This is a genomic window from Pseudomonas sp. D47, from assembly GCF_045447305.1.
Classification (GTDB): domain Bacteria; phylum Pseudomonadota; class Gammaproteobacteria; order Pseudomonadales; family Pseudomonadaceae; genus Aquipseudomonas.
Genome location: NZ_JBJGXU010000033.1, coordinates 20,925 through 35,452 on the forward strand (window position 1 = coordinate 20,925; position 14,528 = coordinate 35,452).

General features: G+C 59.9%; 19 protein-coding genes. 9 read left to right on the forward strand and 10 right to left on the reverse strand.

The genetic code is table 11. The annotated features are described in order from the left end of the window. Positions 1 to 16: 16 nt before the first annotated feature. Positions 17 to 499 (forward strand): chemotaxis protein CheW, encoded by a 483-nt coding sequence (locus ACI77I_RS20290; protein ID WP_003236843.1) that lies wholly within the window; start codon positions 17 to 19, stop codon positions 497 to 499. Then, positions 500 to 892: a DUF2802 domain-containing protein gene (locus ACI77I_RS20295; protein ID WP_094950767.1), complete on the forward strand. Its 393-nt coding sequence runs from the start codon at positions 500 to 502 to the stop codon at positions 890 to 892. Between the two features lie 9 nt (positions 893 to 901). Here the strand turns inward: ACI77I_RS20295 and ACI77I_RS20300 are convergent, their stop codons facing one another. Beyond that, entirely contained in the window at positions 902 to 1,135 is a 234-nt protein-coding gene (locus ACI77I_RS20300) for a hypothetical protein (protein WP_406998268.1), read from the reverse strand. Between the two features lie 56 nt (positions 1,136 to 1,191). Further along, positions 1,192 to 1,323, reverse strand: a complete 132-nt coding sequence (locus ACI77I_RS20305; protein ID WP_406998269.1) for a hypothetical protein — start codon at positions 1,321 to 1,323, stop codon at positions 1,192 to 1,194. A gap of 376 nt (positions 1,324 to 1,699) precedes the next feature. Between ACI77I_RS20305 and ACI77I_RS20310 the strand changes: the two genes are divergently transcribed. From ACI77I_RS20310 to yegS, 5 genes are all read left to right on the forward strand, one after another. Continuing rightward, positions 1,700 to 2,128, forward strand: a complete 429-nt coding sequence (locus ACI77I_RS20310) for a class I SAM-dependent methyltransferase (protein ID WP_406998270.1) — start codon at positions 1,700 to 1,702, stop codon at positions 2,126 to 2,128. A gap of 63 nt (positions 2,129 to 2,191) precedes the next feature. After that, the gene (locus ACI77I_RS20315) at positions 2,192 to 2,584 is read left to right on the forward strand and encodes a hypothetical protein (protein WP_406998271.1); all 393 of its coding nucleotides are present in this window, start codon (positions 2,192 to 2,194) and stop codon (positions 2,582 to 2,584) included. Between the two features lie 255 nt (positions 2,585 to 2,839). After that, positions 2,840 to 3,166, forward strand: a complete 327-nt coding sequence (locus tag ACI77I_RS20320) for a hypothetical protein (RefSeq protein WP_094950770.1) — start codon at positions 2,840 to 2,842, stop codon at positions 3,164 to 3,166. 33 nt (positions 3,167 to 3,199) lie between these two features. After that, positions 3,200 to 3,745, forward strand: coding sequence for a hypothetical protein (locus ACI77I_RS20325; RefSeq protein ID WP_094950798.1), 546 nt, complete (start codon positions 3,200 to 3,202; stop codon positions 3,743 to 3,745). Between the two features lie 92 nt (positions 3,746 to 3,837). Further along, the gene (gene yegS / locus ACI77I_RS20330; RefSeq protein WP_094950771.1) at positions 3,838 to 4,758 is read left to right on the forward strand and encodes a lipid kinase YegS; all 921 of its coding nucleotides are present in this window, start codon (positions 3,838 to 3,840) and stop codon (positions 4,756 to 4,758) included. Here yegS and ACI77I_RS20335 read toward each other — a convergent pair. The 3 genes from ACI77I_RS20335 to ACI77I_RS20345 all read right to left on the reverse strand — a co-directional run bounded on the left by ACI77I_RS20335 (position 4,717) and on the right by ACI77I_RS20345 (position 7,080). After that, a complete protein-coding gene (locus ACI77I_RS20335; RefSeq protein WP_094950772.1) occupies positions 4,717 to 5,376 on the reverse strand; it encodes a response regulator transcription factor in 660 nt (219 codons plus the stop codon). The genes yegS and ACI77I_RS20335 overlap by 42 nt on opposite strands. Continuing rightward, positions 5,373 to 6,266, reverse strand: coding sequence for a sensor histidine kinase (locus ACI77I_RS20340; protein ID WP_094950773.1), 894 nt, complete (start codon positions 6,264 to 6,266; stop codon positions 5,373 to 5,375). Before ACI77I_RS20340 ends, ACI77I_RS20335 begins: the two co-directional genes overlap by 4 nt. 364 nt (positions 6,267 to 6,630) lie before the next feature. Further along, positions 6,631 to 7,080, reverse strand: a complete 450-nt coding sequence (locus ACI77I_RS20345; protein WP_176462928.1) for a hypothetical protein — start codon at positions 7,078 to 7,080, stop codon at positions 6,631 to 6,633. A gap of 534 nt (positions 7,081 to 7,614) precedes the next feature. On the opposite strand from ACI77I_RS20345, the gene ACI77I_RS20350 reads away from it, so the two are divergent. Both ACI77I_RS20350 and ACI77I_RS20355 read left to right on the forward strand, forming a co-directional pair. Beyond that, complete coding sequence (locus ACI77I_RS20350) at positions 7,615 to 8,550, forward strand: chemotaxis protein CheV (protein ID WP_406998272.1); 936 nt, start codon at positions 7,615 to 7,617, stop codon at positions 8,548 to 8,550. A gap of 125 nt (positions 8,551 to 8,675) precedes the next feature. Further along, positions 8,676 to 9,482, forward strand: a complete 807-nt coding sequence (locus ACI77I_RS20355) for an MOSC domain-containing protein (protein ID WP_406998273.1) — start codon at positions 8,676 to 8,678, stop codon at positions 9,480 to 9,482. 64 nt (positions 9,483 to 9,546) lie between these two features. Here ACI77I_RS20355 and ACI77I_RS20360 read toward each other — a convergent pair whose 3' ends face one another. From ACI77I_RS20360 to atuD, 5 genes are all read right to left on the reverse strand, one after another. Next, positions 9,547 to 9,831 (reverse strand): pyrimidine/purine nucleoside phosphorylase, encoded by a 285-nt coding sequence (locus tag ACI77I_RS20360; RefSeq protein WP_094950776.1) that lies wholly within the window; start codon positions 9,829 to 9,831, stop codon positions 9,547 to 9,549. A 63-nt stretch (positions 9,832 to 9,894) separates the two neighbouring features. After that, positions 9,895 to 10,437, reverse strand: a complete 543-nt coding sequence (locus ACI77I_RS20365; RefSeq protein WP_094950777.1) for an exonuclease domain-containing protein — start codon at positions 10,435 to 10,437, stop codon at positions 9,895 to 9,897. Positions 10,438 to 10,503: 66 nt separating this feature from the next. Next, positions 10,504 to 12,432 (reverse strand): acetyl-CoA carboxylase biotin carboxylase subunit, encoded by a 1,929-nt coding sequence (locus ACI77I_RS20370; RefSeq protein ID WP_406998274.1) that lies wholly within the window; start codon positions 12,430 to 12,432, stop codon positions 10,504 to 10,506. 110 nt (positions 12,433 to 12,542) lie between these two features. Further along, positions 12,543 to 13,310 (reverse strand): enoyl-CoA hydratase/isomerase family protein, encoded by a 768-nt coding sequence (locus tag ACI77I_RS20375; protein WP_094950779.1) that lies wholly within the window; start codon positions 13,308 to 13,310, stop codon positions 12,543 to 12,545. Further along, entirely contained in the window at positions 13,307 to 14,464 is a 1,158-nt protein-coding gene (gene atuD, locus ACI77I_RS20380) for a citronellyl-CoA dehydrogenase (RefSeq protein ID WP_242151576.1), read from the reverse strand. Before atuD ends, ACI77I_RS20375 begins: the two co-directional genes overlap by 4 nt. Positions 14,465 to 14,528 lie beyond the last annotated feature (64 nt).

The window sequence follows — 14,528 nt, forward strand, 5'->3', positions numbered from 1 at the left end:
TGAAGGGGTCAGTGGTATGAATAAGTCAGCGTCCGCACAAGGTTTGGATGATCCGATCCTGCAATGGGTTACCTTCAAACTGGACAACGAGTCCTATGGCATCAACGTGATGCGCGTGCAAGAAGTGCTGCGCTACACCGAGATCGCGCCGGTTCCGGGTGCTCCAAGCTATGTGCTGGGCATCATCAACCTGCGCGGCAACGTCGTGACCGTGATCGACACCCGCCAGCGTTTTGGCCTGGTGCCGACCGAAGTCAACGACAACACCCGTATCGTTATCATCGAAGCCGACAAGCAAGTGGTCGGGATCATGGTCGACAGCGTGGCCGAAGTGGTTTACCTGCGCCAATCGGAAGTGGAAACCGCGCCGAACGTCGGTAATGAAGAGTCGGCCAAGTTCATCCAGGGCGTGTGCAACAAGAACGGCGAGCTGCTGATTCTGGTTGAGCTGGACAAGATGATGAGCGAAGAAGAATGGTCGGATCTGGAGAACATCTGATTGTTTCTTGAAGCAGCGGTGATTGTCCTGGCCCTGTTGTGGGCTGGGACGGTGGCGTTCCTGCTGCGCTATATGCGCCAGCAACGGGAATTGGCCTTGCAACAGGCCGAGCGCGATGCCGTGCGTGACCGGCGCATCCTCGACCTGGTCAAGCGTGTGGATCACTTCCAGCAGAGTGCGGTGAAGGTCGGGGACGAGGTGCATGAACTGCGCGCGGTCCTGGCGCCGTTGCCGGACAAGCTGGCGCAGATCGAACAGCGCGACCCTTCGAGCCTGTCGTTTGCCCAGGCGGCGAAGCTGGTGGGCATGGGCGCGACCGTGGATGAGCTGACCCAGTCGTGCGGGTTGACCCAGGCTGAGGCGCAGTTGATGAGTAAGTTACACAAGAGCTGATGTGCTTGTTTAGCGGATTTTCCCGGTCAGCTGGAGCCTGATACAGTCCTTGTAGCAAGGTTGCTCGCTGACATCGGGCCTGTCGTCGACGTAGAAGCCATCGCGATTGGGCATCTCCAAGTGGGTGAGGGTGGCCGCATCAACGGTGGCGCTCGCTTCCAGTAGCTGGTTCTGGTTCAGGATATACCCCACCACCGCGTACACCTGATCATTGCTCAATGATTGCGGTTGTTGGAACGGCATGGTGCGCCGCACGTAGTCGAACAGGGTGGTGTAGGGCCAATAACTGCCGACGGTTTTTATCGGCTTGGGTGTGGGCAGGGAGCCTGATACACCTTCTCACCTTCCTTGACGGTGCCTTGGCCGGGCGGCAGGTTGTTGCCATCGGGTGCAACGTCAATGTTCCAGCTGGTGATGTAGTGTTCGGTCACGGGGCGGCCCACGCCGCACGAACAAACGGCGCTGCCATCGCGGGTTTATCGTCAGCTGAGTCGTTGTTCATTTTTGCTCTCCTGATCAAAAATGTTTAGGCGACTTACCAGCGCTACGCTGCACCTATCTGTTCAAGATAGTCGCTTTTAATGGCATGCCTTGAAATCAACTCCCACATAACGAACGGCCAATTTACTTATTATTAAAAGCACTAAAAAACTGTCATTTTTAACAGTGTTCGGGCGGCGGCCCACTCGCTACATTTCAGTGCGTGATGATAACGCGCAAACAATCCGAGCCACCCACCGGTCATCCGTATCCAAGCGATAAGGGGATCGACAATAAAAGAACGTTGAAGGCACCCGATCAAGTTGCATGGACGCTTCTTTAATACCTTCGATCGAACTGAATATGCCGAGTAAAAAAGTAATGCCTGGCGCCGCCAATGAACAGAAAGCCAAGGCCCTGACCGTGCCATCTATTTCTTTGTTCTCAAACCCTGATAACAGCGATCAGGCAAACTTGCTTATTCAGTTTCTTGATCAGTTCGATCAGTTACCACACACTCGCATCTTACGTGAGCATGCCTACGCAAGGCTGGGCACCCCAGGCGGAATGGGGATCAACGTAGGGTGTGGTTGTGGCTCCGTCGTCGACGGGCTTTTTCAGCGTGGTTTGTCATCCGTGGGTGTTGATTTGAGTTGCGCGATGATCGAAACGGCACAGTCACGCTACCCTGAGCAGTCTTACCGTGTGAGCGATGCACTGACCATCGATGCGCCGGATGAAGCGTACGGCTGGTAGTGGTCGGAGCGCGTCTATCAGCACATCAGCACCCCGAAAATTGCACTTAAAGAGGCATGGAGAGTGCTGGCTCCCAACGGTCGGGTATTATTAATAGACCCGGTTTGGGAGGCGTATGTCATTTACTCACATTACCCTGAACTGACGCGCGCCATCGTGCGTGCGTTTGCAGACAGCTTGGCGAATAGTCACGCCGCCATCAGCGCTGCGGATCGTTTGTCCGAGCTTGGCTTTGTCGATGTACAGGTGAGCGTTGTGCCTGCGTTGCACACAGAGCTGTCGGATGTATACCCGTTACTTATCGCGCCTTTGGTAAGTCATGCGGTCGACAGCAAGGTCATCAGTGTTGAAGAGTCTGCTCAGTGGTTAAATGATCTTCAACGCCTCGCTGAGCGGGGCCGTTTTTTTGCATGCATGTCCAGACTGATCACCACGGCTCAACGGCCAAGTTGCTAGTGTTCCGCTCGAATCCCTCGCCTATCGCTCGCAGTTGAATCTGCGGGACATGTCATAGCGCCATGCATGAGCATGGCACTTTTGCGTCTTTGTGCTGACCAAGCCTGTAACTGTAGGAAGTTTTACGCACAAGGATTTGAAATGTCTTTCCACGCTTTTGTTGGCATAAAACTGTCTGGTTTGCGGCGGCCCTGTGCCGCCGTCTGCGCTTGTATGGGCGCTATTTTTCTCACGGGCTATTAAAAGGACACAGGGATGAACGCCACACGTAATGGAGTGTACGGCGCCGCTTTGATGCTGGCGGCAGCAGCGCTGGGCGGTTGCGCCTCGTCGATGAGCGTCACCAACGAGCCCGGGGTGAAAATGGGCGACAGCTATGCGCAGGTGCTCGCCGTAGTGAGCCGCAACAATACCGTGACCAAGCAGGTCGAGGGTCAAGGCTTCCGAGCGCAAGGCTACTCGAAGATGTTCCAAGATTGCCGCACCAAGTACTTCATCTTCCAGGGCGCCGATGGCTTGCAGATGGTGAGTTTTGAGCCGGCGCCGCAGTTGTCGGTCGAGCAAAATTGCCGCCAGCCGTAACCGGCCCTTTCTTCCCCTGCGAGTTGAATGCTGATGACTGTTTTGCGTGTTATTCCCGTGGCGCTTCTGGTGCTGCTGACGGGGTGCGGCCAGGTGGCGAACATCCGTTCCCTGTCCACCGGCTACGCCCCACCGCAGTCAGGCGAGACCGCTCGTGTGCGGTTGATCACCGACGGCCTGGTGCGCGCAGTGCCGGGGCGCGATTGCCTGGACTGGAATGTGCCGGGCGCCGGGGTGATGGCGTCGACCAAATCCGGCTTCCCTGACCACAACGGCGAAAGCCTTGGCATGCCCGGGCCGATTTATACCTGGAACGGCGCGGTGACCACGGAGCTGGTGGTGCCGGCGAACAAGCCCATCGCGCTGCATTACCTGGGGCAATTGCAGTATTCCCGACAATGCTTCAGCAGCATGAGCTTCGTGCCGCGCCCCGGAGTGGATTACATGGTGCAGGCGACTATCTACGCGAACTGTTCCATCCAACTGCATGAACTGCCTGCGCACGGTCAGCAATGGGAGCCTGTAGAGCCCACGCCCAAGGGCAAGCTGTCGATGTGCAACGCGATGGATAACTTCTAGCGGGGCAATTAATTTGCAACCTCGATGGCTTTTTTCCCCACCGCAAAGGTCCACATCCTTCAAGCATCTTTGACTTCAGGAGTAAGCCCACCATGACCACCCCCAAGGCACTGTTGATTCTGCACGGCAAGCAAGCCCTCAACGAGGACGTGCGCGCCGCCGTGCAGGCCCGGCGCGAACAGGGCTGGGAACTGGCGGTGCGGGTGACATGGGAGGGCGGTGACGCCCAGCGGCTGGTCAACGAAGCCTTGGCCGATGGCTATACCCACCTGATTGCCGGTGGCGGCGACGGCACCTTGCGCGATGTGGCCGAGGCGATGGCATTGGCCAAAACCGACGCCAGCCTGGTGCTGATGCCACTGGGCACTGCCAATGACTTCGCGCGCGCCGCCGGTGTGCCGCTTGAGCCTGCCCAGGCGCTGGCGCTGCTGGATGTGCCGCCAAGGGCCATCGACCTCGGCCAGGCCGGTGGGCAAATATTCCTCAACATGGCCACGGGCGGCTTCGGCAGCCAGGTCACCGCCAACACCTCCGAAGATCTGAAGAAAGTGCTGGGTGGCGCGGCCTACCTGTTCACCGGGTTGACGCGTTTCAGTGAATTGAAGGCCGCCTATGGCGAGCTGGAAGGGCCGGGCTTCCATTGGAAAGGCGACTTACTCGCGCTGGGTATCGGCAACGGTCGTCAGGCGGGCGGTGGGCATGTGCTATGCCCCGGCGCGTTGGTCGATGATGGCTTGCTGGATATCAGCATTCTGCCCGCGCCCCAGGAGGTGGTCGGCACGCTGATGACCCTGATGAGCCAGGGCTGGGGCCTGGACACTATGTTTGTGCGGGCGCGCCTGCCCTGGGTCGAGATCAAGGTGGCCGAAGGGCTGTACATCAACCTCGATGGCGAACCGTTGAAGGGCGATGACCTGCGTTTTTGCGCACTGCCCAAAGCCTTGCGCGTGCACCTGCCGCTGGGTTCGCCGTTAGTCGTCCAAGCTGATGATCTGCTCGCGAACGGCGAATAACACCAGGCCCGCCACGTCGAAAATCTGCAGGCGCTTCATGATCTGCGAGCGGTGCGCTTCCACGGTCTTGATGCTCAGGCCCAGGCCGTGGGCGATTTCCCGGGTGGACTTGCCGCGCACGATCAAACGCAGGATTTCCAGCTGGCGCGCCGTCAGGTTATGGCTGTGGGCGACAGGGGCGCTCTGGCCCTGGTTGCGAATCAGCGCCTGATTGATCACCGTGTGGGCAATCGCGGGGCTCAGGTAACGCTCGTTGTTGCGCAAGGCCTGCAGGGCGTGTTCCAGCTCGCTGGCGGTGGTGTCTTTGAGCAGGTAGCCATGGGCGCCGGACTCCAGCGCACGCATGATCAGCTCCGGGTCGGTGTTCATCGACAGGATCAGCACCTTGCTCTTGGGGTAGGCCGCCTTGAGTTGCTGCAAGGCATCCAGGCCACCGACGTGCTTCATTGACAGGTCCAGCAGCACGATGTCTGGCTGCAGTGTGCTGAACTTCTCCAGCAACTGCGCGCCATCGCTGGCTTCGCCGATCACTGTGTAGCCGGGCGTATCTTGGATCAGCGCACGTACGCCGGCCCGAATCAGTGCGTGGTCATCCACCAAGAGTAAATTGCAGGTCACTGGAGAACCTTAGGGGAACTGGCCCGTTCGAGGGCGCGCGGCGCCCAGGGGAAAAGCGCGTCGATCCGGGTCCCTTTGCCAGGCTGGCTGGTGACGGACAAGGTGCCCCCCAACTGATCTATCCGCTCGGACATACCGGCCATGCCCCGTTGGCCTTCTAGCCCTGGGTTGATGGCAGGCGAGAAGCCCAGGCCGTCATCGCAGATCATCAGCGACAGGCCTTCGGGCAGGCGTTGCAGGCGTACCAACAAATTGTGTGCCTGGGCGTGGCGAAGCATATTGGTCACCGCTTCCTGGGTGATGCGAAAGGCCGCCACGGCCATTTCTTCCGGGATGCCGGTCAGCCGTTGCTGGCATTCGAGGCTCCAGTGCACTGGGGTGTTTTCCAAGGTCTTGAGCAGGTGCGCGCGCAGGCTCGCCTCCAAACCCAGGCTGGCCAGCTGCCTTGGGTTGAGGATGGCGGACACGTCGCGCACCTTCGCCAAGGTTTCATTCAGGGTGTTGCACAGCACAGTACATTGGCTTTGCAGGTCGTCAGGCAGGCGGCGTTTGAGCCATTCGCTTTGCAGCTTGGCGGCGGTGAGCAATTGGCCGATGTCGTCATGCAATTCGCGGCTGAGGCGATGGCGCTCGTTTTCTTGCACTTGCAGCAAGCGATCGGCCAATTCCTGCGGCTGGAATTTTATCGATTTGCGCGAACTCCACTGTTGCAGGCCCACCACCAGCAACGTGGCCAGGTTCAGCAGCAGGACCGATAACGGCAACGGCGCGGATTGGGTGTAGGCCCACAGGCTGACCAGCAATGAGCAAAGGCACAGGGCGAGAACGATGCGACGGGCATTGCTGCGGGACACGGATCTGGCGATGAGTGACTTTAGGCTGGCGTACATAGCGGATGGAGCCAATGAAGGTTCGCTGCGGGAAGACCGGTCACGGCAGCTGACAGGGCTCTGTTTGGAATACGGGGCCGAAACATTTGCATACTTTATGAAGTTGAGTCACTTCGAGCGGTGCATAGTACCACCACTATTACCGTTGGTCGCCTGGCGCCTCGCGTGACCGGTTTATTAACCACACGGACACGCCCTGGGCCTAATTCTAGAGTTAGAGAATCCCAGAGTTCAAAGAGGGCAGATATAGAGGGTGTAATTGTATTTATTAAGTTGCTTTGTAGCGTTATAGCGTTGATGGCTAATTGATATGTCTTGCGTCGTTTTTAGATAACTCGCCGATTAAAGACGACCTCGCCAACACTCAAGACGTGTGATGCAGGCGCTGCTGCGGTTTAAAGCCGTAGTCTTTCTGCGGGATCTGCAACGTGACTGTCGCGATCAATTTAGTTTGCTCGCTTTCATCCAGGGTCAACTCACCGGTCCGGGAGTCGATCAATTCCAGTTGCCAGGCCAGCAGCGTCAAGCAGTCATGCAGGGCATTCAACGCCTGGTCATGCAGTTCCATAGGGCTTACGGCATTGGCAATCAGGTACTGAATATGCCGGGAGAATTCGCTGATGGCCTGCAGCGCCTGGCCTTCGGCCTTTTCAGCCAGCTTGGCCAGGCTGGCTTTCATGCAGTCGATGGCATCGCTGTCGTTGCGGATCAAATGCAAGTGGTTCAAGCACTCCTGCGACTTGGCCAGGAGCGTCTCGGCTTCGAGCAGGAATTCGGGAAGTGCTGTTTGCCATTCGTTAGCATTATTCATCATGCAAGTCTCCGCAACATAAGGCCGGGTGATGAGATGCCGCACCGGGTGAATGGCGTAAAACTACCGCTGAAATATGACTGGAATCTGTAGCCCGTTTCTGAGATTTCAGTAGGACCGATACTTGATTGATTACGATTGCCGCGCGAGGCTCTGGGTATCAGGGGCGACTGCACAACTTCAGCTGCCGCCACGTGAATCACTGGAAGACCCGTGGGCCGAGGGCTTGGGATGGCAAACAAAAGCCTGACTCCATTCATGCAATGAGAATGGTGTCACATTAATGGCTATTAGATATTGCGAATATCAGGTTGGGCCTGATTGTGCATAGGGGAATCCCTTACGCAGCGGAACCTTGCGTCTATTTGCGTGTCGCGTAACGTTGCTATAGAGCCGTTTGGAGAGGCCGTTGCAGTAAAGCATGATGTCAGTGTGACATCAATGCATTTACGTGGCAATTTATCAGGGTCAAGGTCTGGCGCTTGCCGCCGATAACAGCCTTAAGTGAGCAGCACAATCCCATATCAGGAGCTTTCAATGGCCGGCATTCTCGACACGGTAGATCAACGCACGCAACTGGTGGGTGAGAATCGCCTGGAGATTCTTATGTTTCGCCTGGCCGGGCGGCAGCTGTTTGCGATCAACGTGTTCAAGGTGCAGGAGGTCTTGCAACTGCCCAAGCTGACCCTGATGCCCCAGCGCCACCCGTTCGTATGCGGCGTGGTCAACCTGCGCGGCCAGACCTTGCCGGTGATTGACCTGTCCCAGGCCATTGGCATGCGCCCGCTGGTGCCGGGGCCCAACAGCACGATTATCGTCACCGAGTACAACCGTTCGGTGCAGGCGTTCCTGGTGGGCGGCGTGGACCGCATCGTCAACATGAACTGGGAAGCCATCCTGCCACCGCCGGTCAGTGCCGGTCGTCAGCATTACCTCACCGCCATCAGCAAGGTCGATGACCAGTTGGTGGAAATCATCGACGTGGAAAAAGTCCTCGCCGAAATCGTGCCGTACAACGCCAAGGTTTCCCGCGAAAAACTCGAAGACCCAGTGCTGGAGCGCGCCCGTGGTCGCGAAGTACTGCTGGTGGACGACTCCAATGTGGCCCTGTCGCAACTGCGCGACACCCTTGGCCAACTCGGGGTGAAGATGCACATCGCCAGCGACGGCCTCAAGGCGCTGAACATGCTCAAAGCCTGGGCCGACAGCGGCGAGGTCATGACCGACAAACTGCTGATGATCTTTACCGACGCCGAAATGCCTGAGATGGACGGCTACCGCCTCACCACCGAGATCCGCAACGACCCGCGCCTGCGTGGGCTGTATGTGGTGCTGCACACCTCGCTGTCGGGCAGCTTCAACGATTCGATGGTCAAGAAGGTCGGTTGCGATAACTTCCTGTCCAAATTCCAGCCCGACAAACTGGTGGATGTGGTGCGCCAACGGCTGATGCTGGACGTAGTGCCGGCTTGACCTACTGTGTGGTAACCCGGCCTGCTCGCCATCAGTAACTTCGCCACACTGACATCCAGCGCCCTTTGATTCTGGGAGCGCCGTCCTATAGGGTGACGCTTCGTCCCCTTCAGGAAAGCAGGCCCATGCTTCGTCTCAGCGCGCTGTACCGTTACCCCTTGAAGTCCGGCAAGGCCGAAGTCTTGCAACACATCGGCCTGGATAAACTCGGGCTGGACGGGGATCGACGCTGGATGCTGGTGGACGAAGCCAGCGGGCGCTTTCTCACACAACGGGCCGTGGCGAAAATGAGCCAACTGGCGGCGTTGTGGAACAGTGCCGGTGGCCTGACCCTGAGTTCGCCGGGTTTCGCGTCGCTGGACGTGGCGCTGCCCGGCAATGATGCCGAGTTGCGCGGCGTGACCATCTGGCGCGATACCTTGCGGGTGCCGGATGCAGGCGATGCAGCCGCCGCCTGGGTCAGCGACTTTATCGGCAAGCCTACGCGGCTCGTGCAAATGCCGCTTGAGCGCGCGCGTACCACCGAGGCCGGTTTCGGCAACGATGATGACCAGGTGGCGTTTGCCGACGGTTACCCGCTGTTACTAATCGGCCAGGGCTCTCTGGACGACCTTTCCCAGCACGTTGGGCGGCCCATGGAAATGCTGCGTTTTCGTCCCAACCTGGTGATCGAAGGCGCTGAGGCATTCGCCGAAGACGGCTGGAAGCGCCTGCGTATCGGCGATGTCGAGTTGCGCGTGGTCAAGCCTTGCTCACGCTGCATTCTCACCACGATCGACCCCGCCACCGGCGAACGCAGTGCCGACCGCGAACCCTTCGTCACGCTCGATGCCTATCGTAAGACGGAAAATGGCGCGATGTTCGGCCAGAACTTGGTCAACGATGGCCCAGGGCGCCTGGAAGTCGGCATGCCGGTGACTGTTCTCGAGTAATTTGCGCTGCCCATAAAAAATGCCCGACTCCTGCGAGACGGGCATTTTTTTGACCGAGGCAAACTTAGCCGCGGTATTCGCACAGGTAAGCCGTATCCACCGCGACCTTCAGCTGGAACTTGCTGTTGGCCGGTACGTTGAACTGGCTGCCGGCGGCGAAGGTTTCCCACTCGCTGGCGTCAGGCAGTTTGACGCTCAGGGCGCCGGACACCACGTGCATGATTTCACGCTGGGCGGTGCCGAATTCGTATTCACCCGGAGCCATCACGCCGATGGTCGCGGGACCTTCTGCGGTGCCGAAAGCGATCGACTTGACGGTGCCGTCGAAGTATTCGTTGACTTTAAACATGGGTGAATCCTCGGAAAAGGGTCTGGAAAGGTTGGCCAGTATGCCCAAGGCCAGGGGAGCTGCCTAGACCGGCAAAATCAACGGCAGCAGGCGTGCGGTGTTGCGTGCATCCTCCAGCGCCCGGTGTTGCTGGCCATGGAACTGCATCCCGGCCAATTGCAGGGCGCCGTTAAGCCCCAGTGGCTTATCCAGGCGCCGCGCCTTGGCGAAGCGCTGCTTGAGGTTCACATGCGGTGTTTGCGCGAGCGCGCTGGCCAGGCCATGGCGTTGCCATTCCAGCTCTAGCTGCTTGCGGTCGTAGTCACCCCAGCTGGCCCAGCCTTCCAGGCGGGTTTGATGCTGGCCCAGCCAGCGCTCAAACAACGGCCACACCTCAGTCATCGGCGCAGCGCCGTCGATGTTGGCCTGGGTGATATGGGTTAATTGGCGGCAGAAGGGCGTCAGCAAAGGCCGACGCAGCGGCCGCACAAAGCGCTGGAAGTGATCCAGCTCACGGCCCTGGCGGTTTACCAGGCTCGCGCCGATCTCGATGACTTCCATCTCCGTCACGGGCCAGCCGCCTTCATCCGTTGTGGCTTCCAAGTCAATAATCAGCCAATGAGGCATCGCGCAGGTTCCCGTACTCTTCCCGTCCTGATGGGGATAGAGCGTAGCCCGGCCTTGTAGTTCCGCCTAGGGCTTTTCAATCTCCAACAAAACCTGGCGATTACGCACCTGATCGCCTGCAGTCACCTGCACGCCTTTGACCACCCCATCGATGCCGGCCGTCAGCGGGTGTTCCATTTTCATCGCTTCGAGCACCAGCAGCAGTTGGCCTTTAGTGACCGTCTCACCGGTGCTCACGCGTACATCGACGATGGCGCCGTCCATCGGCGCCTTGACGGTGCCGCTGCCGGCGTCGGCCTGGCGGCTGGCGACTTGCTGGGTGCGGTCGATCACCTTTACGCCGGGCAGCCAAAGCTGGGTATCGTCGAGGTGGTAGGCGACGCGGCGGCGGATGCCGTTGATCACCAGCGTGGCCCAGTGGCCGTCGGTGCTGAGGCTGCTGATGTCGATGCCGTTGGCCTGCAGGCGATTATCTTCCAGCACGCTGACGGCGATGTCGTGGGTCTGCCCGTTAATCTCCAGGCGATAGGTCCAAGGCACGCTGGCGTTGTTGCGCCAGCCCGCTAAACCTTGGCGGTGCGCGCGGGCGCTGTGTTGATAGAACAGCGCGGCGGCCAAGGCGATCTGCTCGTCCGTTGCGGCCTGGCGGGGGATTTCGTTGAAGTGTTCGGCGATAAACCCGGTGCTGAAGTCGCCGGCGATAAAGTCTTCTTGCTTGAGCAGGTCAATCAACAGCCGCTGATTGGTGGTCACGCCCAGCAACACTGTGTCCTCGACCGCCCGCAGCAATTTGCGCCGGGCCTCTTCGCGAGTGGCGCCATGGGCGATGATCTTGCCCAGCATCGCGTCATAGAACGGGCTGATGCGTTGGCCTTCGAGTACGCCGTGGTCAATTCGCACGCCGGCGGCGGGTTCCCAGCGCAGTACGTCACCGGTTTGCGGCAGGAAGCCTTGGGCCGGGTCTTCGGCGTACACGCGTACTTCCATGGCATGGCCGTGCAAGGTTACGTCCGCCTGGTTCAGTGGCAGCGGCTGGCCCGCGGCGATTTGCAGTTGCCAATCCACCAGGTCGAGGCCGGTGATCAGTTCGGTCACCGGGTGCTCTACTTGCAGGCGGGTGTTCATTTCCAGGAAGTAGAACTGCCCGTTGCGGTCGAGCAGGAACTCCACGGTGCCGGCGCCGACGTAATTGACCGCGCGCCCGGCCTCTAACGCGGCTTCGCCCATGGCTTGGCGCAGCTCGGCTGTCATCACGGGGCAGGGGGCTTCTTCGATGACTTTCTGGTGGCGGCGTTGGATCGAGCAGTCGCGTTCGCCTAGGTAGATGAGGTTACCGTGGCTGTCGCCGAACAGTTGGATTTCCACATGGCGTGGGTCGATCAGGGCGTGTTCGAGGATCAGCTCGTCGCTGCCGAAGGCGTTCATCGCTTCAGAGCGCGCGGTGCGCAGTTGGTCGAGCAATTGCGTGCTGTCGTGCACCAGGCGCATGCCGCGCCCACCGCCGCCGGCACTGGCTTTGATCATCAGGGGGTAGCCGATGCGCTGGGCTTCTTGTTGCAGGGTGGCGTCGTCTTGCTGGCTGCCTTGGTAGCCGGCGATGCAGGGCACGCCCGCCTCGAGCATGGCCAGTTTGGACCGGCGTTTGCTGCCCATCAGTTCGATGGCCTCGGGGCTGGGGCCGATGAAGGTGATGTTCGCGTGTTGGCAGGCGCGGGCGAACTCGGCGTTTTCGGAGAGGAAGCCATAGCCGGGGTGGATGGCATCGGCGCCTGTGATTCTAGCGGCTTTAAGGATGGCCGCGATGTTGAGGTACGACTGCTGGACCGGGGCTGGGCCGATGTTGACGGCTTCGTCGGCCATCTGCACATGCAGGGCTTGGGCGTCGGCGTCGCTATAGACGGCGACGGTGCGGTAGCCCAAGCCTTGAGCGGTGCGCTGGATGCGGCAGGCGATTTCGCCGCGGTTGGCGATCAGGATTTTGCTGAATGTGGGCATTGGTTTATCCCTGGGTAATCGGGTGTTTGTTCTGGCCCCATCGCAGGTAAGCCAGCTCCCACCTGTTGAAATGCGTTCTCCCTGTGGGAGCTGGCTTGCCTGCGATGGCGTCACTTGCACCAACTCGGCTTACGCTTCTGCACAAAAGCCTGCGTCCCCTCTATCCCTTCCACGCCAGTCACGGCCTCAGCAAACCACTGCGCCCCGCGATCCAATACGGCCTCAAGCGGCTCATCGGCACTGGCCAGTAACAAGGCTTTCGTCCGTCCATTCGCCCCCGGCGCGCACTGCAACACTTGCCCCAGCACCTCATCCAGGCGCTCCGCCAATGCCTGCGCATCGCTCTCGGCAAAATGCACCACCCCCAACCGGTGGGCCTCAACCCCATCAAATCGCGCCGCCGTCAGCGCCAGCCGTCGTGCCTGGGTCAGGCCGATACGCTTGACCACAAACGGCGCAATCTGCGCCGGCAACAAGCCCAGGCTGGTCTCCGGCAGGCCGAACTGCGCCTTATGATCGGCAATCGCAATATCACTCACACACGCCAGCCCAAACCCGCCGCCCAGCACGGCGCCTTGCAGCACGACGATCACCACCTGCGGCACGGCCTCGACTTCTTGCAGCAAGGTGCCGAACGCGCGGTTCAGCGCCTGCAACTGTTGCTTGCCGCCTGCGGTGACCATGTCCTTCACATCCGCCCCGGCACAGAAATGCCCGCCGGCGCCGCTGATCACCAACGCGCGCACTTGGCTGTCGAGCTGCGCCAATACCGCGCGCAGTTCATTGACCATCTCAAGGCTCATGGCGTTACGGTTTGCCGGGCGGTTGAGGGTGATGTGCAGCACGCCGTTATGCGGTTCGAGCAGCAAGGTGTTCATGATTTTTTCCCAGGCAAGGTGCCCATCAATTTGCAGATGATGCCCAGCATGATTTCGTCGGCGCCGCCGCCAATCGAGACCAGCCGCACGTCGCGGTAGGCGCGGGCCACGGGGTTGTCCCACATGAAGCCCATGCCGCCCCAGTATTGCAGGCAGCTGTCGCTGACTTCGCGGCCCAGGCGCCCGGCTTTGAGCTTGGCCATGGAGGCCAGGCGGGTCACGTCCTGGCCTTTGATGTATTGCTCGGTGGCCTGGTAGACCAGCGCGCGCAGGCATTCGATTTCGGTGGCCAGTTCTGCCAGGCGAAAGTGGATGACCTGGTTGTCGATCAGCGCCTTGCCAAAGGTCTGGCGCTCTTTGCAGTACTCAATGGTGCTGTCGATGCAGTACTCCAGGCCCTTGATCATGTTGGCCGCGCCGAATAGGCGCTCTTCCTGGAACTGCAGCATTTGCATCATGAAGCCCGCACCTTCATGGCCGATGCGGTTGCGCTGCGGCACGCGCACGCCGTCAAAGAACACCTGGGCGGTCTCGGAGCTGTGCATGCCGAGTTTTTCCAGGGGTGGGCTGACGCTGATGCCTGGCGTGTTCATCGGCACCATGATCAGCGACTTGTTGATGTGCGGCTTGTCGTCCGAGGTGTTGGCCAGCAGGCAGATAAAGTCGGCGCTGGGCGAGTTGGTGATCCACATTTTGCTGCCGTTGATCACGTAGTCGCCACCGTCCTTGCGTGCATGGGTTTTCAGCCCGGCCACGTCGGAACCGGCGCCGGTTTCCGAGACGCCGATGCAGCCCACTTGCTCGCCGCTGATGGCCGGGCGCAGGAACTCGTCGCGCAGCTCATCGCTGCCGAAGCGGGCGAGGGCGGGGGTGCACATGTCGGTCTGCACGCCGATGGACATCGGGATGCCGCCGCAACGAATGGTGCCGAACTCTTCGGCCGCGACGATGGAGTAGCTGTAGTCGAGGCCCATGCCGCCGAATTTTTCCGGCTTGGAAATGCCCAGCAGGCCGAGGTCGCCGGCCTTGCGGAAAATAGCGTGGATGGGAAAGCGCCCGGCTTTTTCCCATTCGTCCACATGCGGGTTGATCTCGCGGTCGACGAAGGCGCGGACGGTGCGGCGCAGTTCCTGGTGTTCTTGGGTGAAGATCATTGTTCTTGTTCTCCCTGTGGGGACGCGGAGCGTCCTGGGCTGCATTCCCACGTGGAGCGTGGGA